Source organism: Singulisphaera photorubra (genome assembly GCF_045290345.1).
Classification (GTDB): domain Bacteria; phylum Planctomycetota; class Planctomycetia; order Isosphaerales; family Isosphaeraceae; genus Singulisphaera.
In genome coordinates this window covers 10477776-10501685 of the sequence record NZ_CP155447.1, presented here as the reverse complement: position 1 = coordinate 10501685, position 23910 = coordinate 10477776, and the positions used below count along the sequence as shown (strand labels likewise).

17 protein-coding genes are annotated in these 23910 nt (G+C 62.5%); 13 read left to right on the top strand and 4 right to left on the bottom strand.

What is annotated here, in order from left to right:
- Nucleotides 1-54: 54 nt before the first annotated feature.
- Both V5E97_RS39195 and V5E97_RS39190 read right to left on the bottom strand, forming a co-directional pair.
- The gene (locus V5E97_RS39195) at nt 55-1341 is read right to left on the bottom strand and encodes a sensor histidine kinase (protein WP_406696980.1); all 1287 of its coding nucleotides are present in this window, start codon (nt 1339-1341) and stop codon (nt 55-57) included.
- Nucleotides 1342-1664: 323 nt separating this feature from the next.
- Nucleotides 1665-3929: a bifunctional SulP family inorganic anion transporter/carbonic anhydrase gene (locus V5E97_RS39190; protein ID WP_406696979.1), complete on the bottom strand. Its 2265-nt coding sequence runs from the start codon at nt 3927-3929 to the stop codon at nt 1665-1667.
- A 753-nt stretch (nt 3930-4682) separates the two neighbouring features.
- Here V5E97_RS39190 and V5E97_RS39185 point away from each other — a divergent pair.
- The 10 genes from V5E97_RS39185 (at nt 4683) to V5E97_RS39140 (ending at nt 15255) form a co-directional block, all read left to right on the top strand.
- Nucleotides 4683-5030 (top strand): HPF/RaiA family ribosome-associated protein, encoded by a 348-nt coding sequence (locus tag V5E97_RS39185; RefSeq protein ID WP_406696978.1) that lies wholly within the window; start codon nt 4683-4685, stop codon nt 5028-5030.
- A 675-nt stretch (nt 5031-5705) separates the two neighbouring features.
- The gene (locus tag V5E97_RS39180; RefSeq protein WP_406696977.1) at nt 5706-6410 is read left to right on the top strand and encodes a carbonic anhydrase; all 705 of its coding nucleotides are present in this window, start codon (nt 5706-5708) and stop codon (nt 6408-6410) included.
- Nucleotides 6411-7019: 609 nt separating this feature from the next.
- The gene (locus V5E97_RS39175) at nt 7020-8465 is read left to right on the top strand and encodes a GntP family permease (RefSeq protein ID WP_406696976.1); all 1446 of its coding nucleotides are present in this window, start codon (nt 7020-7022) and stop codon (nt 8463-8465) included.
- Between the two features lie 613 nt (nt 8466-9078).
- The gene (locus V5E97_RS39170) at nt 9079-10011 is read left to right on the top strand and encodes an urea transporter (protein WP_406696975.1); all 933 of its coding nucleotides are present in this window, start codon (nt 9079-9081) and stop codon (nt 10009-10011) included.
- Between the two features lie 82 nt (nt 10012-10093).
- A complete protein-coding gene (locus V5E97_RS39165) occupies nt 10094-10396 on the top strand; it encodes an urease subunit gamma (protein WP_406696968.1) in 303 nt (100 codons plus the stop codon).
- Complete coding sequence (locus V5E97_RS39160) at nt 10396-10830, top strand: urease subunit beta (RefSeq protein ID WP_406696974.1); 435 nt, start codon at nt 10396-10398, stop codon at nt 10828-10830. Before V5E97_RS39165 ends, V5E97_RS39160 begins: the two co-directional genes overlap by 1 nt.
- Before the next feature lie 51 nt (nt 10831-10881).
- A complete protein-coding gene (ureC, locus tag V5E97_RS39155) occupies nt 10882-12603 on the top strand; it encodes an urease subunit alpha (RefSeq protein ID WP_406696973.1) in 1722 nt (573 codons plus the stop codon).
- A 316-nt stretch (nt 12604-12919) separates the two neighbouring features.
- The gene (locus tag V5E97_RS39150) at nt 12920-13600 is read left to right on the top strand and encodes an urease accessory protein UreF (RefSeq protein ID WP_406696965.1); all 681 of its coding nucleotides are present in this window, start codon (nt 12920-12922) and stop codon (nt 13598-13600) included.
- Nucleotides 13601-13700: 100 nt separating this feature from the next.
- Complete coding sequence (ureG, locus tag V5E97_RS39145; RefSeq protein WP_406696964.1) at nt 13701-14354, top strand: urease accessory protein UreG; 654 nt, start codon at nt 13701-13703, stop codon at nt 14352-14354.
- A gap of 49 nt (nt 14355-14403) precedes the next feature.
- Entirely contained in the window at nt 14404-15255 is an 852-nt protein-coding gene (locus V5E97_RS39140) for an urease accessory protein UreD (protein WP_406696972.1), read from the top strand.
- Between the two features lie 3 nt (nt 15256-15258).
- Here V5E97_RS39140 and V5E97_RS39135 read toward each other — a convergent pair whose 3' ends face one another.
- Nucleotides 15259-20964, bottom strand: a complete 5706-nt coding sequence (locus V5E97_RS39135; RefSeq protein ID WP_406696971.1) for a bifunctional serine/threonine-protein kinase/formylglycine-generating enzyme family protein — start codon at nt 20962-20964, stop codon at nt 15259-15261.
- Between the two features lie 68 nt (nt 20965-21032).
- Nucleotides 21033-21626, bottom strand: coding sequence for an ECF-type sigma factor (locus tag V5E97_RS39130; RefSeq protein ID WP_406696970.1), 594 nt, complete (start codon nt 21624-21626; stop codon nt 21033-21035).
- 497 nt (nt 21627-22123) lie between these two features.
- Here V5E97_RS39130 and V5E97_RS39125 point away from each other — a divergent pair, with 497 nt between their 5' ends.
- The 3 genes from V5E97_RS39125 (at nt 22124) to V5E97_RS39115 (ending at nt 23869) form a co-directional block, all read left to right on the top strand.
- The gene (locus V5E97_RS39125; RefSeq protein WP_406696969.1) at nt 22124-23056 is read left to right on the top strand and encodes an urea transporter; all 933 of its coding nucleotides are present in this window, start codon (nt 22124-22126) and stop codon (nt 23054-23056) included.
- A 76-nt stretch (nt 23057-23132) separates the two neighbouring features.
- The gene (locus V5E97_RS39120) at nt 23133-23435 is read left to right on the top strand and encodes an urease subunit gamma (RefSeq protein ID WP_406696968.1); all 303 of its coding nucleotides are present in this window, start codon (nt 23133-23135) and stop codon (nt 23433-23435) included.
- A 56-nt stretch (nt 23436-23491) separates the two neighbouring features.
- A complete protein-coding gene (locus tag V5E97_RS39115; RefSeq protein WP_406696967.1) occupies nt 23492-23869 on the top strand; it encodes an urease subunit beta in 378 nt (125 codons plus the stop codon).
- Nucleotides 23870-23910 lie beyond the last annotated feature (41 nt).

Below are 23910 nucleotides of genomic sequence, written 5' to 3'. Positions count from 1 at the left end.
CAAGGATAACAAAAGAGACCCTGACGAGACGAATCGCCAGACTCAGGTCCACTCCTAGCCTGGCCTTTTTTGTGCCGCGGGCAGACGGAGGACGAAACAGGCCCCCCCTTGAGGTTGGTTTGTCGCCCGAAGTTCGCCGCCATGGTCTCGCGCGATCCGTTGCGAGACGACCAGGCCCAGTCCGAGGCCCATCTCCTTGCTGGTGAAGAACGGTTCGTAGAGCCGGGGCAAGTGTCGGGGAGCGATCCCTGGTCCTGAGTCGAGCACCACCAACTCCACGATTTCGTTCGTCGGATGGCGAAGCTCGATCTCCAAGATGCCGCCGCGCGGCATGACATCCAGCGCATTCAGGGCGAGGTTGACCAGCAATTGGCGGATCTGCTCCCCGTCGGCCTCGACCTCGACCGGGGTCGAGGGGGGGCTGAATTTCACCGTCACCCGCTGCTTGCGTGCTCGGCCACCGACCAAGGACAGAGTCTGGTCCACCACCGGGATGAGGTTGACCCGCCTACGCTCCGGCTTCGGCGGTCGGGCGAAGTCGATGAACACGTTCAGTCGAGCCTCCATGCGAAGGATCTCCTGCTCAATGACTTGCAAGTCCTCCACGGGGAGGCCCTGGGCCTCGGTTTCCTCCCGGTTCATCTGCACCAGCATCTTGATCGCGGTCAAGGGGTTCCTGAGCTCGTGGGCCATGCCGGCGGCAATCTCGCCGACCTCCGCGAGCGACTCGGCACGGAGCACGGTCCGCCCGAGCCCACGGGCCACGCCGTAGCCGAGCAGTAGGCCGGCGAGCGACCCGAAGGTGCCTACTCCGACAAACCCCCAGGCCATCCACGTCACTGCCCGATCGAGGGTGGCCTCGGCTCGTTCGATCTCCCCTGCGTTGAATTGTTCCAACTCACGGCAGGCCGGCACCGTTTCTGACTCCAGGAGGTCGAGGGCCGACTTGGCCGCGCTCCTGGAATTCGGGGCCGAGGCCGTCTCGGCCCGCCGACGACTGAGATAGCGATCAAAACTCTGTTCCAGCCGACCCACGAACTGGGCCTCTTCCTTCAGGTTGGCCGCCCGCTTCGCCCGGGCGAGCAGCCCCAGGATCTTCCCGTGGAGCTGGGTCGCCTCCTGCTGTCGGTCTTCGGGCAGGGCGGCCAGGTCGTGCAACTCCCTCAGGAGGTCGGCCGCGATCCGGCGGCTCTGAAGATCCTCGTCAAGCATCCGGAGCGAGGTGGACTGCTGATGATGCAGGTAGATCGCGGCCGTGATGCTCGAGACAAGGAAGAGTACGCTCGTCAGGATAGTCGGCCCTGCGATCCTAATGAGCAGTATGCGTGTTAAAATTATCATAAAGTCATGCATTCCTCGTCTCGAACTCGGTGAACTTTCTATCGAAGCACCGCCGTGCGAGACCATCCCATTTCATCATTATAGACATAGCTCGCGTCGAACTTCGTTGCGAATGAGGCCGCAGGCGAAGTGATCCAATCGGATTGGCCGTTCGCCGGGAATCTTCCCTGAGGGATGCGGCCCCGCTGGCGGGAGCGAGGCTATTGAAAAGAGCGATTTATCAACGAAGTCCGCCCCCTCGAGCTGAGGGGGCGGACTGGTTGCGGGGACCTACTTTTTCGGCGGCTTCGTCAGGTGTCCGATTCCGCCGCGGGATTCCGGTCTCACACCGGGTCCAGGGCTGGCATCCGGTTGCTCTCCACGGCCGGGAGCAGTTCGATGCTTCCCGTCCCAACGTCGTACATGGCACCGACGATCGCGATCCGCCCGCTCTGGACAAGGACGTTGAGCGTATGGCTCTCTTCGATCATTGCGTTCACCACACGCAAGACGTTGCGCCGGGCCACATTGTCGACGAAAGCTTTCTTTTCGTCCGGCGGCAGTTGTTCGATCCCTTGGCAGGAGTGCGGGGCGATCGAGAGCTGGATATCGCTCACGATATGGTCCAGATGCTCGCAGCCGGTGGCATCGGCCGTCGAGACGTCCGAGCCTACGAGGTCGACCGCCGCCGTCACGGCGCCGCAACGTGTGTGGCCCATCACCAGGATCAGCTTCGCACCGGCCACGGCACAGCCGTATTCGATACTGCCCAGGACCTTACGGCTGGTGATATTGCCCGCGACTCGAACGCTGAAGATGTCGCCCACTCCCATGTCGAGGATCAGTTCGGCAGGGGTCCGGGAGTCGATGCAACTGACCACCACGGCCAGAGGGTGTTGACCGTTGGCGGTGGCATTGACCTGGCGCCCGAAGTCGCGGGTGAGACGTTGGCCGGTCCGAAACCGATCGTGGCCCTCCTTCAGGAGTTGGAGTACTTGTTTCGGGGTGAGGGCGCTCTGGATATCGCGGGTGGAGCAATCCACATATTGGGTCTGGTCCTTGAGTTGGTACGCCTGTCGGAATCCGACGAGGCTGACCTCGACGCCGCGGACCGGTGCCGATTGCGCGGTGAAGTCTCGGATCAGGCTGAGCACGTCCGGGTCGATATAGTCTGTATTCCGGGCATCGAGGAGGAGGTGGCCGCCGCGGGGCACCTCATCGAACGCCAGGGCCAAGGCGGCCCGGTTGAAGAAACTGACCTGATTGGCCAGTTCGATCCGGATGACCTCTCCTCCCAGGTGCTTCTCGACGATCCGGCGGATCGGCCGGCGTACGTTGCTGCTGAGGATGAAGGCGATGCTGACGGCCAGTCCGATCATGATCCCGATCAGCAGGTCGGTCAGGACAATGGAGACGACCGTCAAGATGAAGGGAAGGAACTGGTAGCGTCCCTCGCTCCACATCTGCTTGACCAAGACTGGGCTGGCCAGTTTGATGCCCGTGACCAGGAGGATCGCCGCCAGGCAGGACAACGGGATCAGGTTCAGCCACATCGGGAGGAACGTTACGCTGACCAACAGCAATACGCCGTGGACGACCGCCGAGAGTTTGGACTTGCTGCCGGCATGGATGTTCACGGACCCGCGGACGATCACTGACGTAACCGGGATTCCACCGATCAGGCCGGCGACGACGTTGCCGACTCCCTGGGCGACCAGTTCCCGACTCGGCGGGGAAACGCGCTGCTGGGGATCGAGCTTGTCAACCGCTTCCAGGTTCAGCAAGGTTTCCAATGAGGCCACGGCGGCGATCGTCAGGGCGGCCGTGTACACGGCCGGGTTCGACCACTGAGAGAAGTCCGGGTGCTGTAAGAACTTGAGGTAGCCGGTCAGGCTGTCGGCCAGTGGCACTTGGACCAGGTGGCTCGTGTCAATCAACCAGCGCCCGCCGAGTTGCCGAAACAAGAGGCTGAGGCCAACGCCCAGCAGTACCACGACCAAGGGCGCGGGGATGGACGAGTTCTTGAGCCGCTTCCACCGGCCCCAGACCACCAGCAACGCGATCGAAGCGAGACCAATCACCGCCGCGCCCGGGTGAATATCACCGAACACCTGGAACAGTTCCGAGAAAGAGTTTTCGTGATCCGGCTGCTGGAAGGACATATCGCCTTCCGGATTGGGGTCGTGGCCCAAAACGTGGGGAATCTGTTTCAGGACCAGGATCACACCGATCGCGGCGAGCAGGCCCTTGATCACGCTGGAAGGGAAGAAGGCCGCGAGGAACCCGGCCCGTGCGACCCCCAACGCGATCTGGATCAAGCCGGCGATGACCACGGCCATCAGGAACGCTTCGAACGACCCCAGCGAAGCAATCTGGGCCGCCACGATGGCCGTCAAGCCAGCGGCGGGGCCGCTCACGCTGGTCTGCGAACCGCTCAGCATTCCTACCAAGATGCCGCCGACGATCCCGGCCAGGACGCCGGAGAACAACGGAGCGTTGGATGCCAACGCCACTCCCAGACACAACGGCAGGGCCACAAGGAATACGACCGAGCCCGCCGCTAGGTCGCGTGGGAGTGTTGATCGTGAGAGAGACGCATTTGATGCCATAAAAACCTCATTGCTCTTTCAATCAAGAAATTATTGGTGACCTTGGGATCGTCCCGAGACCAGGGAACGAGTGGCGTTGCCAGGTTCCGATCGCCTGGCGGGCGTCTCGTCGTGGCGGTCCGTTCCGGTTCGCCTGGCCTCGGGAAATGGGTCCGGAGATCCGAGTCGTCACCAAGTCGCCGTGAGTCACTCCCCGTCCGTAAGGGAGGTCGGGGCCACATGCCTCCGGTTCGCACTGGCCTCAGCGACTGTACACATCGCCACTCTTGATTCAAAAAGCGTACCGCGATGGACCAAGGCGCGGGAAACGGCCCCGATTCGGCTCGTCTCAAATCTTTTGATTTCAACGGATTGCGAAATTTATCAGGTTGTGGACGGATTTCGGATCCGTGGTCCTATCACAGACCAACTGATTCGGTGGACGCTGGTCGCTCAGCGGTCAATCGGGTCATCGGCCAACCAGAATTGCCGATCATTTCGGATACAAGAGGGGGCGGAGGCCCCAATCGCGATGGGGGCATGCACCGGCGCGGAACGCTCGGGTTCCACACGCGAATTCGGAAAAGTAGTTCGCCACTCGCATGCCGGCTCGCTCGGAGCCGACACAAGGGAACAGTTAAAACGGTGCAAGGACGAAATCTCGACGAATTTGCCGGGGCTCCGCCCTTTTAGCATTGATATTCACCGGAGGTTTCGGAATCATCGCTATGCAGGAAACAGCTCTGGTGTGTCGCATTGGGCGAGGAAATAGTTATGCAAATCCAAGTCAATACAGACAATCATATCAAAGGCAGTAACGAGTTTTTCGCGAAGGTTTCCGCCGAGGTGGAACGTGGTTTGAGCCGGTTCGCGGACCAGATTACCCGGGTGGAGGTTCACCTCGCCGATGTGAACGGCCCCAGGGAAGGCGGCGCTGACAAGCGTTGCCTGTTGGAGGCTCGCCTCGCCGGCCGCCAACCGATTGTCGTGACCCATGAGGCGGCCACTCTGGACGAGTCGATCGTCGAGGCTTGCGACAAACTGGAACGGGCGATCGAGAGTCTTCTCGGACGGCTCGACCCCAAAGGTCAAACCTCCTTTGGGGGCGACCAGGTCATCTGAATCGGGAGGGGCGGCCCGTCCGCTGGGATCCTCCCAACCGTGCCGCCCGCCCGGACGACTTCGGGCTCATTTCCTTGCCTCTCACGTGAATTCCAATTGCCTGTCATGAAACCCAACTGTGGGGCCGACCTGCTTCCTGTCGCACGGGCGGCCCCCCGTTGGAAATCCCCCTGGCGTTCCGGCCATCGAGATTCCGATCCCATTCTTTTCAGAATCGAGACCTCGAAAGTTGTGACTTGGTCCGGCGTGCTTTAGAGTACCTACGACTCAACGTGGTCACTCAGGGGGACTACGGCCGATCGGGATTCATCAACCCGAACCGTCCGATGTGCCGGAGCAGACGCTCGCCTTGATTGCGGCCTGATCCACGCGTCATTCGACGCCAAGCCGATCCCCATTTGGTGTAGCAGCCACGTCGAGACGCTCTGCAACGGCGGTCTCTGGCAGCCTCTGGAATGCTGGCCTCCGCCCCCCTCGACTCCCAGATATGGCGGCTGCAACGCGGACTGGGAGGCGCGGGGGGACTGGCTGAGGACCTGGCGGACTTCTTTTTGTTAGTCGCGTTCAAGGCCAAGGGGGCATGCTCGGTGGAAGTTGTACCGCACCAAGCGGTCGTCCGCCCGGGCCCAAGGTGGGCTCGCTGAGCCCGCACCCCGCTCTCGGAGAAATGAATCGATGCGATCTCCCAATCGTTTGTCTCGCCGTGAGTTCGTGAAGGTTACGGGGCTTGCCGCCAGCGCGGCGGGCTTGGCCCTCCCATCGGCCGCCCAGGCGGCCCCGGCTCGCGACCCGAACGCCGTGCTGGCCCAGTTGCTCGAGGGCAACCAGCGGTTCGTCAAGGGGCAACTCGCCCACCCGGGACGGAGCCCGAAGGACTTCCTGGCGCTCGCCGAGGGGCAGGCGCCCCTGGCCGTCATCGTCGGGTGTGCCGACTCACGCGTGGCTCCCGAACTGATCTTCGACCAGGGAGTCGGTGACCTCTTCGTGGTGCGCGCGGCGGGGAATGTCGTCAGCGGCGCGGGGCCGATCGTCAAGGGGAGTATCGAGTTCGCGGTGGCCGAACTTGGCGCAAGGCTGATCATTGTGTTGGGGCACACTAAGTGTGGAGCGGTGAAGGCGGCCATCCAGCACATTGATGCCAACGACGTCCTGCCCGGGTCGATCGGCGACTTGATCGATCCGATTCGAGTGGCTGTCAACGCCGTGAAAGGACACCCTGGCGACAAGCTCGAGAACGTCACCCGAGCCAATGTCGAGAAGGGCGTCGAGCGGCTCAAGGCGCTCGACCCGATCCTATCGAAATTTGCCAAGGCGGGGGAATTGAAGGTGGTTGGCGCGGTTTACGAACTACACACCGGTCTGGTCAAGGTCTACGAATGACCCCGCGGTGACCGCGACCGAACCGAATGGCCCACGCGATCTTCGCCGATCGCGTGGGTCGCTTCCGTATGATCCCCCCCCTAGGAATCGGCCCGATCCGCCTGGGGGGGCTTTGGCTGAGATTACGTGAAGCTCCCTTGAAATGGCTGTCGTGTTGGCGAGTGGCAGAGATCGGATCCGCCAGGGCGTCGCTTGCTTGAGCCAGTGGGTTAGTGCCTGGCTGAAGTTGAGTGCAGTGGATTGCCGGGCATGGTCGAGATCTCGAGGCTTCTTATTGTTGGGTAGTTGATGATTGTGTTTTGATGATTTGTCATTTATGCCTACTTTTTTACTTGGTTGGTGAGGCCTCGGCCCCGACGTCCTTGTGATCGGACGCCGTTGTTCCGGCTCCGATTCACGCGAGGGTGGATCGGCCCTTTTTTTTGTTTCAGGCAAACGCTCCGTCTGACTGCGGCGTGGTCGATGAACGACCAGCCTCCGAAGTGGAAGATCAAGCTGATCTTCCATCGTCCCCAGGCGGTACACTGTCGCGTTCCGCGCCGCGTACTCGGACCGCCTTGGGAGGTAACTGAACCGGCGATCTTGAACTGGTAATGGAGGGAAAAAACAGTGGGACTCCTTGGGATATTGCTCGCGCTCGCCCTGTTGATGTGGCTAGCCTTTCGAGGCTGGAGCGTGCTGCTGGTGGCTCCGGCGGCTGCTCTCCTGGCTGCTGCAATGTCGGGCGAGCCGCTACTCGCCCATTGGACGCAGACTTTTATGGGCAGTACTTCCCGCTTCGTTGCGCAATGGTTTCCCTTGTTCCTGCTTGGCGGATTGTTCGGCAAGCTCATGGATGACAGCGGTTCGATCACCTCGATTGCGGGGTACTTGACCGATCGGTTGGGAACACACCGCACGATGCTCTCGGTCGTGCTTGCCTCAGCCGTAGTCACCTATGGTGGCGTGAGCGTCTTTGTTGCCTTTTTCGTGCTGGTCCCCATGGCGCAGAAGATGTTCCGCGCCGCGGATATCCCGCGCCGCCTGATGCCGGCGACCATCTGTCTCGGTGCGTTCACGTTCACGATGTCGGCGCTTCCAGGATCGCCCTCGATTAATAACGCCATTCCGATGCCTTACTTCGGAACCACGCCCTTCGCGGCTCCCGGTCTCGGCATCATCGCGTCGATCATCACGATGGCTTTCGGCATGTGGTGGCTCGGTCGTGCCGAAGCGGCCGCACGCACGGCCGGCGAGGGCTATGGCAGCGATTCGGACGTTGCTCCTGCCGTCGACGAGAAGATTCGTGAGCATGTGACAGCGGCAGGCGATTTCGATCCGGCCGAGATCTGCCATGGCAAGCGCGGCGACAGCGAGCCTTCCTTCGCACTCGCCATACTGCCCCTCGTTGTGGTCATCGCCATGAATTTCCTGATGTCGCTGGTCGTGCTCCCTCGCCTTGATTTTTCGTTTCTCGCCAAGCCAGTGTGGGGCGGGACCACGTTCGGGGCCGTGGCCGGTACATGGTCGGTCGCCATCGCGCTCGCGGTTGGGACCCTGACCATTGTCATCGTCAACTACCGGCGTCTGCCCGCCCTGCGCGAGAGCATGGACGCCGGCGCTAATTCCTCGGTTTTGCCGGTCCTGACGGTCGGCAGTCTCGTAGGCTTCGGCGCGGTGGTGGCGGCCATGCCCGCGTTCGCGGTGGTCCGCGACGCAGTGCTGTCGATCCGGGGAGGGCCGCTAATTTCGCTCACCGCCGCCATGAACATCCTCGCCGGGCTCACCGGTTCAGCCTCCGGCGGGATGGTGATCGCGCTCGATGCCCTTGGTGACACATATCTGCGACTCGCCGTGGAGCATGGTATCGATCCTGCGCTGATGCATCGCGTGGCCACGATCGGCTCCGGCACGCTCGACGCCCTTCCCCACAATGGCACAGTCCTGACGGTGCTTCAGGTCAGCGGACTGACCCATCGCGAAAGCTATTTCGACATGGTGATGACTGTGATCGTCAGTGTAATCATCTCGCTGGTTGCTATCATTGTGCTGGGTTCTGTGTTCGGTTCATTCTGACGAGGGATGGAGGTCGTGCCTGTGTGCCGGGCGGCTTGGCGATGCTCGATCATTCGGAATTTGGCATTCGATTGATAGACTCCGTCAAACCGGGGCACGCCACCCGGATGCGTGCTTCGCTTCGTCTGGGAACACCCCTGACGCGAACCTGAATTTCCGAAGTAAACGGATGCTGTTGCAAAGGCACAGGGTGCATGGATCCGGGCACCGGGGCCGGGTGGTAAACCCGGGAATCTAGCGACCGTCCCTAAAACATTCCTGATATTAAGTGATTGACTTACGGCAACTCGCTGGTATCACTGTTGAGATGTTGTCTCAACTTGCAAATGGATGTGGGGGTTACGCAGAATCGGAGTTCGGGGTCAGGGCCGTTCCGGGAGGTCTGCGGGAGTTCATCCCGTGGCGTGGCCGCCAGGGAGCGCAACTCAGGTGTCATTTCGGTTAGTCGGTGCGGAAAAGGCAGAAAGATTGGAGCCGTCCCCCTCATGCAATTCTAGGGGCGGGGCGGTATTCCCCATGGCGGGAAATTACCGGGTTTCTTAGACCGGGGCGTCATTGGCTCCATTCGGGGTCCAATGGAATCTCATCACCCAAATACGAGAATCGAGCTGATATGTTCTCGTTGTCGGATGAAGTTGTCCCTACCCCGCTTCGTACGACTCTGCGGGGGATCGGTCAAGTTTTCTTTCAGGAGAATGCCCTGACGGGCACCTGCTTTCTCGTCGGGATCGCGTTGAGCTCGCCCCTGATGGCGCTCGGCGCACTCGTGGGAGCGGTGCTCGGCGCGGTGACGGCCAAGGTGCTCAAGTTCGACGAGGCCGAGGTGGCTGCCGGCATCTACGGCTTCAACTCGACGCTGGTCGGGATTGCTACGCTCTTCTTCTTCAAGCCGGGGGCGGCGAGCATCCTCTTGCTGGTCGCCGGCGCTGTCGCGGCGGCGCCCGTGACCCGGCTGATGCGGCGTTACGTGCCGTTTCCGACCTACACCTCCCCGTTTATTGTCCTGACCTGGGTGATTTATTTCCTGGGGTTGGCCTTGAAGGTGCCCCAGGTCGCGGCGGGCGATCCGCTGGGCCCGGTCGGCCTCGTCGGCACCGTGGGCCATGGCGTGAGCCAGGTGATGTTCCAGGCGAGCGTGTGGACGGGGCTGCTCTTTCTCGTCGGGATCGCGTTGAGCGACTGGCGGCACGCCGCGTGGGTGCTGGTGGGCTCGTTGGTCGGGATGCTGGTGGGGAACTATCACGCCACCGTGGCCGTTCGCGCGCTCGATCCGGAGCGGCTCGTCGATCGGTCGTTGTTCGAGAACGTCGAACTCGGGCTCTATGGCTACAACGCGACGCTGGCGGCCGTCGCCCTCTTCCTCTCGAAGCGGTCGCTGATCCCGCCGCTGTTGGGGATCTTGCTCTCGGTTCCGATCACCGAACTCGTGCCCAGGCTCGGTCTTCCCGCCCTGACGGCACCCTTTGTTTTGGCGACCTGGCTGGTCTTGGCGTTCGGCTGGCTCGATGGAAGATTCTTCCGCGACCCGGCCTCGTCGTCGACTTGACGGGGGGCAAAGCGTCGGGCTGCCGCACCCGCTCATGTACGCGTTCCGTCGTTTCCCTGAACCGACTGGTGGAGTCCTGCCCATGCATTTGTCGCCCCAAGAACGTGACAAGATGATGATTTTCGTGGCCGCCCAGGTGGCCCGAGCCCGCAAGGATCGCGGTCTGAAGCTGAACATCCCCGAGGCGACCGCCCTGATCACGGCGGAGCTCATGGAGATGGCCCGCGACGGCAAGTCGGTCGCCGAGATCATGAGCGCCGGCCGCGAGATCCTTGGCCGTGACGATGTCATGGAAGGCGTTGCCGAGATCATCTCGATGATCCAGGTCGAGCCGACCTTCCCCGATGGCTCGAAGTTGATCACCGTCCACAACCCGATTCGTTGATGATCGAATCCGAGTTCCCCGACTTGCCATCCATCCCCTTGGGAGAGAAAACCATGGTTCCGGGCGAATATCTCTTCGATGGGCCCGACCTCGAGCTCAACGCCGGCGTCGAAGTCGTCACGCTCAGCGTCAACAATACGGGTGACCGGCCGATTCAGGTCGGGTCGCACTACCATTTCTTCGAGACCAACCGGGCGTTGGTGTTCGACCGTGAGAAGGCGTACGGCATGCGGCTCGACCTGCCGAGCGGGACCTCGGTGCGGCTCGAACCGGGCGACGTCAAAGAAGTCCGGCTGATCCCCTATGGCGGGCGTCGGAAGGTTTACGGGTTCAACGGTCTGGTGTCGGGTCGGCTCGATGATCCCTACACGCGACAGACCAGTTTGAAGCGATGCGTCGACGAAGGCTTTGGTTGCAGCACCACCTCGGAGTGATCCGCGTCGACTCGAACCATCCCATCCCGAATTGGTAAGGGGTATCCATCGATGAGTGTGCGTCTTTCTCGACAGTCATACGCGGGCAAGTACGGTCCGACGGTCGGCGACCGGATCCGGCTCGCCGACAGCGAGCTCATCATCGAGATCGAACACGATTATGTCGACTACGGTGAGGAGTCGATCTTCGGTGGCGGCAAGTCGATCCGCGACGGCCAGGACCAATGCCCGGTCATTGATCCGATGGGTCCGGAACATTGCGACCTGGTGATCACCAACGCGGTGATCATCGACCACTGGGGGATCGTGAAGGGGGACATCGGGATCCGGGGCGGCCGGATCGTGGCCGTCGGCAAGTCGGGCAACCCGCTGACCCAGCGTGGCATCGACCCCCGCCTGGTCATCGGGCCGGGCACCGAGATCATCGCCGGTGAGGGGCGGATCGTCACGGCCGGCGGGATCGACACCCACATTCACTTCATCTGTCCCCAGCAGATCGAGACGGCGGTCGCCTCGGGCGTGACGACCCTGATCGGCGGCGGCACCGGCTCGGCCACGGGGACCTGGGCGACGACGTGCACGCCGGGCCCCTGGAACATCATGCGGATGCTCCAGGCGTTCGAGGGCCTGCCGGTCAACGTCGGCTTGCTCGGCAAGGGGAACAGCAGCCTGCCCAAGCCGTTGCACGACCAGATCGAGGCCGGGGCCTGCGGCTTGAAGCTCCACGAGGACTGGGGAACTACGCCGGCCGTCATCGATACCAGCCTGACGGTGGCCGACAAGTACGACATCCAGATCGCGATCCACACCGACACGCTCAACGAGTCCGGCTTCATCGACGACTCGATCGCGGCGATGAAGGGTCGTGCGATCCATAGCTTCCACACCGAAGGGGCGGGCGGCGGGCACGCCCCGGATATCATCAAGATCGCGGGTCTGCCTTTCGTGTTGCCTTCGAGTACGAACCCGACTCGTCCGTTCACCGTCAACACGATTGACGAGCACCTTGACATGTTGATGGTTTGCCATCACCTGTCGCGGAACATCCCCGAGGACGTGGCGTTCGCGGAGAGCCGGATTCGCGCCGAGACGATCGGCGCTGAGGATGTGTTCCACGACCGTGGGATCATCAGCATGATGAGCTCGGACTCTCAGGCGATGGGTCGGATCGGCGAGGCGATCGTGCGGTGCTGGCAGACGGCGCACAAGATGAAGGTTCAAGTGGGTGCTTTGTCGAGCGATAGCGCCCGCAACGACAACGAGCGCGTGAAGCGTTACGTGGCCAAGTACACGATCAACCCTGCGCTCACGCACGGGATCGCGCAGCACGTGGGGAGCATCGAGTCCGGGAAGCTGGCGGACCTGGTGCTCTACAAGCCGGAGTATTTCGGGGTGAAGCCCGAGTTGGTGCTGAAGGGGGGCCTGCTGGTCTCCGCCCAGATGGGCGATCCCAACGCCAGCATCGCGACCCCGCAGCCGGTCTACCCCCGTCCTCAGTTCGCCGCGTTCGGCCGGGCGTTGTCGAAGTCGTGCCTGACGTTCGTGTCTCAGGCGGCCGTGGACAACGGTGCGGCGGAACGTTACGGTCTGCAGCGTGAGATTGCGGCGGTGCAAGGCTGCCGCACGGTGGGCAAGAAGGACATGATCCGCAACGAGGCGACGCCTGAGATTCGGGTCGACGCGGACACTTACCAGGTGTGGGTGGACGGCGAGAAGGTCGGTTCCGAGCCGATCGACGTGCTGCCGATGGCGCAGCGGTATTTCCTCTTTTGAACGCAGCCGTCGCCGTCCGGGCCGAGGGATTGCCTTGGCCCGGACTCCCCTCCCCTGGCGTCGGATTTGATCGTTATCCCAGGAAAAACCGGTCCGGTTGGCCAGTAACCATTGTGGATCTGGATTTCCTGGGACAAGAATTTGTGCATGTGCGTGTGATCCCTCTCGTCGGGTGGGCGCGGCCCACCAGGTCTTCTAACAATGGGGTTGGCGCGAGGTGGTGATCGTGCCTCCTCGGGGGCGAAACCTGGTGGGCCGTGCCCACCCGACGAGACCGCTTGGCTTCGTGTACGCTCTCAAGGACCAAGAGATCGCGATGAATCTCCGCTTGCTTCAGATCACCGATTCGGCCCTGCCGATCGGCGGTTATACCCATTCGTGGGGGCTCGAAACGGCGATCGCGCGCGGGCTGGTCCACGATCCCGAGACGCTCGAGAAATGGACCCGGCGCTGGCTGCGGACGTCGCTCGGTCCGCTCGAGGGGGTGCTCGTCGCCTCGGCCTGTCGCGCGGCCCACGCCGGCCTTGCGGTCGATCTGCTGACCCTGAATCAGATGGCCGAAACGTCGATTATTCCCCCTTCGACCCGGATCGCCAGCCGGGAGATGGGCGACCAACTTCTGGCGTTGGGGGCGACCTGGACCTGGTGCGCCACGGGCCTGGCGACCCTCATGGACGGGCAGCCCGACCGCTCCGCCGGCTGGCACCACCCGATCGCGTTCGGGCTGCTCGGAGCGCTTGCGGGGGGCGCGGCCGACGAGGTGCTGACGGCCTACCTGCACCAGGCGGCGCTGGGTATGATCGGCGCCGGTGTCCGCGCGATCCCGATCGGCCACACTCACGGCCAGCAAGTGCTGGCCTATGTCCATGACGATATCCGCGACCTGGCTCCCGACCTCGGCAGCCGCGCTGCCGAGACGGCCGGCGCCGGTTGCCCTCACTACGAGATCCTCTGCGATGAGCAAACTCGACTCTATGCTCGGATGTTCCGGTCTTGATGATGGGTCGGACGCGGGGGTTCGGTTCGCCCGCCCCCGCCGTCGGCGCCCTTCCCTTTCGTGGGGCGTCGCATTTCACAAGGACCCAGGTCACGACCACATGGGCCGTCCTGGGCCGGCCCGCTACGCCGGTCCGTCGCGTCAGGTCTTCACCCTGGGGGTGGCCGGGCCAGTCGGTTCGGGGAAGACGGCCCTGGTCGAGTCGCTCTGCCGCCACCTCTGGCCCGAGATCAACCTGGCGGTGATCACGAACGACATCTACACCCATGAAGACGCCGAGTTCCTCTCTCGCCGCGACGTGCTGCCGGTGGAGCGGATCGTCGGGGTTCAGACGGGGGGGTGTCCCCACACGGCGATCCGCGACGACGCCAGCGCCAACCTGAGTGCGGTGGCGAACTTTCAGCGTCAATTTCCCAAGCTTGAGCTGGTGGTGGTCGAGTCGGGTGGTGACAACCTGACGGCGGTCTTCTCGCGGGAGCTTGCGGACCGGTTCATTTTCATCATCGACGTGGCCGAGGGGGACAAGATCCCCCGCAAAGGGGGTCCAGGCATTTGCAACAGCGATCTGCTCGTGATCAACAAGACGGACCTCGCACCGTACGTGGGAGCCGACCTGGACGTGATGCGTCGGGACAGCCTCAAGATGCGGGGCGAGCGTCCGTTCCTGATGATCAGCCTCCGCGAGAAGGAAGGTGTCGAGGAGGTGATCAAGTGGGTGCGCGAGCAACTCGCATCACACGTGACGAACTCCTGACGCCTCCCGAGTTCCAAGGACTCTGCGCCAAGGAGCATCAGGCGCGCGGGTGGGCGGAGCACGGATCGAGTTGGTCCGGGTGGGTGAGGAGACTCGATTGGGGACCTGCTACCAGCAGGTCCCGGTTCGTCTGATGCCTCCATTCGTGATCGACGGTGAGCCGGCGTCGCTGCTGTACCTGATCAACCTGACCGCGGGCCTGATGGACGGTGACGGCCACCTGATGGAGCTGAAGGCTCGGGCGGGGACGCGGTCGCTGGTAACCGGTCAGTCGGCGACGCGGGTGCACCCTGCTCTGGCCAGCTTCGCGACGCAGCAGTGGGCGGTGGAGGTCGAAGATGACGCTTGCCTGGTGGTGTTGCCCGGTCCGGCGATCCCGTTCCAGGGGAGCCGGTACTACCAACGTGCGCGTGTGGAACTGGCGCCGCGAGCGCGTTTGATCTGGGGCGACATCTGGTTCGCGGGCCGGTACAACCGAGGCGCGCTGTCGGAGCGGTTCCAGTTCGAGCGGATCGTGCAGGACTTTGAGGCTCGCCGCGCGGGCCTGTTGATCTACCGCGATCGGTTCCGTTGGGACGGCCCGTGGTCGGCCGAGGATGCGGCCTGGTACTTCGGTGGGGGGTTGGCCACGGCGAGTCTGTTCGTTTCCGGACCGACTCCCGAGGTTGTCCCCGAGTCCGAAGCCGGTCCGTTATTCCGCCGCTCGGTGTTCCGTCTCGACACGGGTGACATCTGCCTGCGGTGGGCGGGCAACCCGACGGCGATCACGGCGGACCTTGCCCAGCAAGCGCTCCGGCTTGCGGGGAGCTGGACCGGGGGGCCCTCGGCCCCCCCCTGGTTCCTCGACTCGACCGGGCTCGCCCCTAACCACTGGTTCTCAACTCCGGTGGAAGCGCGATGAGGTCTATCTCGAGGGCATCGGCACTGGTGACTTCCAGGTCCTGCATGGGCGAAACCCATTGAGGGTGTACCGGCCCGAAGGGGCGTCCCAGAGACGATATGCCGAGCGGACGATCGCCGGGCGATTCACGAACGTCCCGCCACGCAGGACTCGCGGGACATTTTCAGCAACGATCTCAGAGGAATTGATTTCAATGGCATGAATCGTTTTCGATCGGGTTCCGGCGGCGTTCGAGCTGTCCTGACACCATTCCACCACGTTTCCCAGCATGTCGAATAATCCCAGGTCGTTCGAGAGCAGGCTCCCGCAAACCCAGGCGTGTTCCTCGCTGTTGGCTTGAAACCGAGCATAGGCGTGAAGCAGGTTGATCGAATGACCGTAATAACGGTTGGTGACCGCACCGGCACGGCATGCGTATTCCCATTCGGCTTCGGTGGGGAGCCGATAGCCGGTGCGTTCCAAAACGTCGGCGGGGATCGACATCCCTGCGCTATAGACACTTCCTTCTGTGGGAATATAGCACCATTGGTCCCTCGGTAGACCCTCCTGCTCGCTCAACCAATTGCAGTAGTGGGCCGCCATATACCAGTCGGGATCGACCCATGGCCCTTGGGGATCGGGGCTATATTTGGCGAGGAAGGCGGCGGAAGCGTGGTAGCGGTCAGTCGTGGTGCCACTGAGTTTCAAGAAGTGCTGGAATTGCTCGACGGTCACTTCTTTGGCAGCGATCGCGAACCGGTGAGGGATTCGCACGGAACGGAGGGGTTCTTTCCCGGGGATGCGTTCAGTCTCAGCCGGCGGTGAACCCATGCGGAACTCGAGTGGTCCCTCGATGAGAGCGAAGGACTGTCCCTGCCCGTTGACGTACCACCGCCGGTCACCCCAATCGTTGAGCTTCATCAACTCGGCATCCAACGACTTGAGCTTGGCCCGCTGCTTCCATTGCCGAAGGGTCCATTCCGTCGCCCCGTGAATGCCCGCATCGGGATCGTCACGGTAGAGCTCAATGAGTTTCCCGATCAGCGGTTTCCCCGCCTCGGTAGTCAGAACGTGTGTGCCATAGGTTCCCAGCGACTGGATCAGCGCTCGCCGTTGCGAGGTCCCACGGTGGAACAGAATCTCATCCATTGGCTGGCGTTTCTGACCGGGCGTTGACCCGGCGATGGGATCGATCCGATCGAGCTCGGTGACAATCCATTGCGGATCGACTCCCAAGGGAAAGAGCCAGTTGATGATAAAACTGCGCAGTCGCGGGTCGGCGCTGTGCTGGAGCAAAGGCAGGATCTCATCCGATTCCCCTAATCGCGCCAGCGCGACCGCAGCCCGTGCCTGACGTTGCGCGAGATTGTCTTTGGCCTCATCCGTGATCACCGGCCGGTGCCAGACCGAGGCGGTCACCGGCCGACCGTCGCTCGCGGGGTGGCTTGCGGCGGACCATGAGACCGGGCGGTAACCCTCGGCGATTCTTTCCCGGCATTCACGCCAGTGGGCGCTGGGATCGAGACCGTGGATCGAAGTTGCCTCGAATCTCCAATCACTACTCCATACCGTGGAATAGTGATGATCGGGGTCGCCAGCATTCGTGGTCCCGGCGGGCGCCTGGCTGACCGACACATCGATGAGCGACTGTTCGCTCAGGTTCGTTTGCGATTGTGCGAAGTCCTCGTCGGACTGGTCTCGATATGCCTGACCTTCGATGCCCGCTCGGGCCGGCCGCCCCCAAACACCGCAGTATGTTGAGGGGCCTTCCGTCCCCCTCAGGGCATGTAAGGTCCTGGGAATCAACTCCGCCTCTCGGAATCGTTGCTGAACTTCCTCCTGTTCGCCGGCAGTCGTTCCCACGTACATTCGGGCGTCATCCTCTCCGGATTTCTCGACCCAGAGGGCGGAGTGCTGGTCCGCTGACTTTCCTGAATTCCCGATCCCCTGGTATCCGGCGACATCGACAGGAAGGAACCCGTCTTCCCTGTTCTGGTCGTCCTGTCGTCGAACCTCCTCGGGAGTGAGACCTGACGAGAATCGCCAGTTTTGCCTATCGCGCGTCCAGACCGCCGCCACACGTACCAACTTATCATCGGCAAAAGGGCGCAATCGGACGGGACGGTATCCTGAGTTGCGGAGACCTTTAGCCGTCGTGATCCACTCGTCCAGGGGCATGGTCTGACAGAATGCAAACCGCGCGGTGACCATCCCATGGGCCTGTTCGATCCGGTTCACGAGCGCCGTTTCTGGTTGCGTCCACCCTGGTTTGAAGGGGGGATCATTCCAGTATTCCGTGATGTTCTTGGCGAGTTCGGCTTTGAGGATAGGTATGACCTTCCCGGCCCACTTTGCAGCACTCGGGAAGAGGCTCACAAAGGCTTTCGGGCCAGCGACCATGAGCAACTCGGCGAGTTGGGCAGGTTCGTCGGCGGCGAAATCGGCGAGGATGTAGGTCGCCAGCGTATATTCCGACTCAGGTCGTTTCTGATCCTGGAGGACCGCGTTGATCGGATCCAACAGTTTGGCTCGAACGGGACGCAGCGCATCGATCCAGGGGCCGAGATGAATCGCATTGACCGACACAAGCGATTGGGCCAGCTTGCTCCCCACGTCCTCCCATTGGGCGCTACCCGGGTCGTAGCTTGCCAGCGCACCGGCTGAGGGAAGCAGGCTCGCATCGCCCGGGTTCGCTTGCTGGAGCGCGGTCCAGAGCCGCGGCCTCAGCGCGGATTGATGGGGTTCCAGCGCATCGCGAAGCACTCGGAACTCGCTGGGAGTGGCCGACAGCAGGCGCTTGCAGAGGTAATCAATCTGGGTGGCGTCGACCGCGAGCAGGGCGAGGCTGGCGTGCAGATGCTCCCGACTCTCGTCGTCGGTCGAATTGATCGCACTCACGAGTTGAGGATCTGCCCAACGGCGGTAGCTCGCGAGTTGAGTGACGACCGCCGGAACGTCCGGGGTGGCGACTCTGTGGAGCGACTCCAGCAGGGTCGAAGCCCGAAGTGCGCCGAAGCCCTCGATCGCGGCCCAGGCGATCAAGCAGACCGAGATGACCAATCCGAGCGCCCTCCGCCCATAGACCCACCCCGCACGCTCCATCATCAGGCGTTGCGACCCGGTCCAGTCCCGGCGGTTCGTCAGCAACCGGATGGTTAACCACTCGGCTGAACTCGGCAAGTTCCGGTTTTCCGTCCGGGCACTCCAGAGCGACGCACGTTCGGTCAGCCGCAGTTCCGCCCGTCCTCGACGACTCCCTCCCTGCTCGCGGGTTAACCAGTCCCGTAGCAATTGGACCAGGTAATCATGACTAAGTTGATAGAGACATTCGCTGGAATTCGTCTTGGATTGTCCCATGACTGGGGAACGGTCGGGGTCGATCGGCGTGATGAGGCGAAGATCCTGGTCGAGCATTCGGATCAGGTCGTCGAATTCGCCCGGGCGATGGGCATACCGTGAAGCCTCGAGCAATTCCTGACGCGATTTCATCTTGGCCTTGATATCGCCGCCGCGGGTCGGGAGCAGTGCCTTCAGCACCGCCTGGGCGGCTTTCCGATGATCGTGAGGCTCGGGAGGTGCGGTCGGGCCGCCGAATGTCTCTTCTAGAAATCTGACGCCCACGCCTTTCGTGCCGCCCAATTCTAAAAGTGTGGCTATGTTCCAGTCCTTGCCCTTCATCGTCTCGGCAAACAGGGCCAGGTGCACGGGAATAACTTTGCCATCCTCCGCGAGTCCATACACGGCTTCTTCAAGGAAATCCCTCTGCTCGCGCGACTGGCCCGACGCCATCCGGGGCAGCTTGCCGAATGCGCGGCCGAATGCCGCCAACACCTCTCGGGCGTGGTCCACGTCGAAGAGGTCAACGGCCATGGAATTCTCACCTTCGATGAGGCGGATCTCCAGGCCCCTCATGAATCGGGTCGCCGCCATCCAGAAATCATCACGCACCATTACGATTGCCTGGAGACGCTCGCCGTCGCACTGACGAAGGGCCGCTAACAATTCCGTGTTCTCACTCCGCTTCGCAAACAGCCATTGCTCGAACTGGTCCAGTACAAGCAACAGCTTCCGTCCAGGGGGCAAGATGCGGCCCCTCCGGAGGCTTGCCAGCGCGGCGACCAGACCCGATTCTCGGTCGAGTTCGGGGCACGCTCGCAACAAACCGTTGAGAAGGCTGGCCTCGGTCTCGTCAGGCGTCGCCTCGAGGTAAACCGGCAGGACGTGTTGGCCGAGTCGGGGGAGAAGCCCTGCCTTGACCAACGACGACTTGCCGCATCCCGAGGGACCGTAGATCAACCCGACCTTGAAAGTCGGGTCGGGGGCAACCCGCTCGATGGTTCGCTTCCAGAATCGGATGCTGTCGGGTAATCCCTCCTTGTCCCGAGGCCCCGGAAGCAACTCGAGAAAAAAGTCAGCATCATGTTTATCGAAGGATCGGAGCCCTTTCGGCACGATCTGATGAAGGCGCAGGCCGGCTCCCGATTGACTAGGGAAAAGTCGGGGTGGGACGCCTTGAAAGTCTGAACTGGTGGGGGGCTTGAAGGAGGACGTGGAGCCGAGGCGCGAGGCCGCGTCCGTTGTGGATTGAAGGAATAGGCGAAGTTCCTCCGCCATCTCCTGAGCGAGACTGTACCGCTCCGACGCGCGCTTCGAGAGGGCCTTCTGGCAGATCCGGGTCAGTTCCGGGGGGATGGTTTGATCGAGCAGATGGGGTGGAAGTGGCTCGGCAAAGGAGATCTGTGCGATCAACTCCAGGAGAGAATCGCCCTGGAATGGCTTAACTCCGGTCAATAACTCGTAGAGGACGATGCCGAGGCTGAAGACGTCGGATCGCCGATCAACCCGGTGGCCCTCGCCCTGGACTTGCTCGGGACTCATGTAGACGGGCGTACCTGCCAAGTCCCCAGACTTGCCGAAGTCGTCGTCCTTGAGGGCGAGCCCAAAATCGGACAGGCAGGGCTTACCAGATGCGTCGATCAGAATGTTGGCGGGCTTGATATCGCGGTGGACCAGGCCTTGAGAGTGGGCATACTGAAGGGCGTCGGCAATCGTCGCAACCAATTCCGCCGAATCGCGCCAGGTTGGTCGCGTCTGTTCGAGCCTGGCCTTCAGGTCACTGCCTTCGATGAACTTCGACACGACAAAGCAGAGTCCGCCGCCCGTGGTACCCACATCGAAGACCGGCACAATATTGGGGTGGTCGAGCCTGGCGAGGATGCGGGCCTCGACGAGAAACGCTTTCAGGTCTTCAGCGCGGGTCATCCGTTCAGGATTTGGAATCTTGATGGCAACCGGGCGGTCGAGCTCGTCGTCGCGCGCGAGGTACACCTGCCCGAACCCACCCTGGCCTAGCCGATGGACGATCCGATAGCGACCAATCTTGGAGGGATCGCCTTCCGAGCCGCGACCAGAACCGTTGGGGACCCTTAGGCGTTCGATCCCCGGGGCCGACCCTGTTGATGCGCCTTCCGGTGCTTCGGCCTCCGTGCCCTCAAGCTTGTCTCCCGCTGCACTCACGAGAGACATGAAGTCGTTGCCGGCGGGACCGACGATGGGTTGATCGAGCAGACGATTGGGCAGTTCGCTGGCCCTTAGGAGCGCTTCGACCCGTCCTCGCAGATCGGCGTTGGCTGCGCACTCGCGATCCAGGATGGCGGCGCGCGCCTCGGGCTCGAGGCATTCGACGGCCTTGAGGAACACAGCTTGAACACGATGGGGATCGAACGGCATGGAGCGGGCCTCGGCTCGCGCGGTTGCTTCGGCACACCACGAGTGGTCGTGCAGTCGCTACTTGATGACTACTCTCCGAGAACTTCGCCGAGCCAGGCTCGGGCGTACGTCCATTTCTGGCGAGCGAGGTAGACGGTGATGCCCAAGGCGGCCGCGATTTCCTCGTGCCCCAAGCTGGCGAACTGACGAAGCTCGACGACCTTGGCGGCGACCGGGTCTTCGGTCGCCAGCCGGTTCAGAGCCTCGTCGAGGGCGAGGAGATCCTCGTCCGGGTCGGGTGCAGGTACCTCGGTGAGGTCGGTCCGACGGAGCCCTCCTCCTCGCTTCTGCCTGGCCTTGCGGCGCGCGGCTTCGACCAGGATGCGCCTCATGGCTTGGGCTGCGGCGGCGAAGAAGTGCCCCTTGCTGTCCCATCGGCTCCCCGGAGCGGTGCCGACCAGCCGCAAGTAGGCCTCATGCACCAAGGCCGTCGCCTGGAGTGAGTGGCCTGGTGACTCGTGCGCCAGTCTCCGGGCCGCCAGTCGGCGGAGTTCGTCGTAAACCAAGGGGAGCAATTGCTCGGCCGCTTGACGGTCGCCCTGCTCGATCGCCGTGAGAACACGAACCGCCTCGTTCATCGCTGCGCCCCAGAGGGTCTCAAGAGACAGTCGATCCGAGCACATGACCTCGCTGGCCCGATACGCCGCAGGATTGTGGATCTGCGAGAGTCCGAGAGATCCTCCCCCCAGATTACCTCCATGCACAGTGCCAGCGTGAAACAATATACAATCTGGACGGTCTGGCGCGACTGGGCCCGGCCTGACATCATTCGATTTGGACCCCCAAGCCATCCCACTGGCGATCGTCTACGATTTTTTCGACAGCTTCGGGCCCGGACGACGCATTGAGCATTGGGAGTGTCGCGAAGTGGGGAACTCTTACCGTTGGTTTGCCCCGAAACGCATCCAGAAAATGCTCCCGTCAGTGTGCGAATTACGGGTCGCTGGGGTCTCGGACTCTATCCCCCGTTCTTGATAGAAGGTGAAGACGTCAAAGGAATTAAGTGTCCGATGGCCTCGCTCTAAATTCCGAGCGAACTGTCTGGCGCAGTCCTATATTCCTTCTCTCTCTCAATCCGTGCTCCTCGAACATCCCTTTTCTTCGTGTGAGTGCCGCGCCCATGTCTTCGTTTTCGGACAGCGCTGTTCCCGCTCCGCTTCGTACCGTGCTTCGGGGAATCGGCCAGGTCTTCTTTCAGGAGAACGCCCTGACAGGCGGCTGTTTTCTCGTCGGGATCGCGTTGAGCTCGCCCCTGATGGCGCTCGGCGCACTCGTGGGAGCGGCGCTCGGCGCGGTGACGGCCAAGGTGCTCAAGTTCGACGAGGCCGAGGTGGCTGCCGGCATCTACGGCTTCAACTCGACGTTGGTTGGGATTGCTACGCTCTTCTTCTTCAAGCCGGGGGCGGCGAGCATCCTGTTGCTGGTCGCCGGCGCTGTCGCGGCGGCGCCCGTGACCCGGCTGATGCGGCGTTACGTGCCGTTTCCGACCTACACCTCCCCGTTTATTGTCCTGACCTGGGTGATTTATTTCCTGGGGTTGGCCTTGAAGGTGCCCCAGGTCGCGGCGGGCGATCCGCTGGGCCCGGTCGGCCTCGTCGGCACCGTGGGCCATGGCGTGAGCCAGGTGATGTTCCAGGCGAGCGTGTGGACGGGGCTGCTCTTTCTCGTCGGGATCGCGTTGAGCGACTGGCGACACGCCGCGTGGGTGCTGGTGGGCTCGTTGGTCGGGATGCTGGTGGGGAACTATCACGCCACCGCGGCCGTTCGCGCGCTCGATCCGGAGCGGCTCGTCGATCGGTCGTTGTTCGAGAACGTCGAACTCGGGCTCTATGGCTACAACGCGACGCTGGCGGCCGTCGCCCTCTTCCTCTCGAAGCGGTCGCTGATCCCGCCGCTGTTGGGGATCTTGCTCTCGGTTCCGATCACCGAACTCGTCCCCAAGCTCGGACTTCCCGCCCTGACGGCGCCCTTCGTCCTGGCCACCTGGCTGGTGCTGGCGTTCGGCTGGCTCGATCGCAAATTCTTTCGCGACCCGGCCGCATCGTCGTCTTGATCACAAACAATGCATCGGACTGCCGTGTCCGATTATCGTCGACCTCTTGAACCAATCGACTCATGGAGTCCTGCCCATGCATTTGTCGCCCCAAGAACGTGACAAGATGATGATTTTCGTGGCCGCCCAGGTGGCCCGAGCCCGCAAGGATCGCGGTCTGAAGCTGAACATCCCCGAGGCGACCGCCCTGATCACGGCGGAGCTCATGGAGATGGCCCGCGACGGCAAGTCGGTCGCCGAGATCATGAGCGCCGGCCGCGAGATCCTTGGCCGTGACGATGTCATGGAAGGCGTTGCCGAGATCATCTCGATGATCCAGGTCGAGCCGACCTTCCCCGATGGCTCGAAGTTGATCACCGTCCACAACCCGATTCGTTGACAATCGAGCCTGCGTTTCCCTACGCCTCATTATCCAGACATCGGGAGTTAAAATAGATGATTCCGGGCGAATATCTCTTCGATGGGCCCGACCTCGAGCTCAACGCGGGCGTCGAAGTCGTCACGCTCAGCGTCAACAACACGGGTGACCGGCCGATCCAGATCGGGTCGCACTACCATTTCTTCGAGACCAACCGGGCGCTCATCTTCGACCGTGAGAAGGCGTACGGCATGCGGCTCGACCTGCCGAGCGGGACCTCGGTGCGGCTCGAACCGGGCGACGTCAAAGAAGTCCGGCTGATCCCCTACGGCGGACGCCGGAAGGTTTTCGGTTTCAACGGTCTCGTCTCGGGCCGTCTCGATGATCCCTACACTCGGGAGACGAGTTTGAAGCGATGTGTCGACGAAGGATTTGGCCATAAACCGTCAGAGTGATACGCGTCGACTCAAACCATCCCATCCCGAATTGGTAAGGG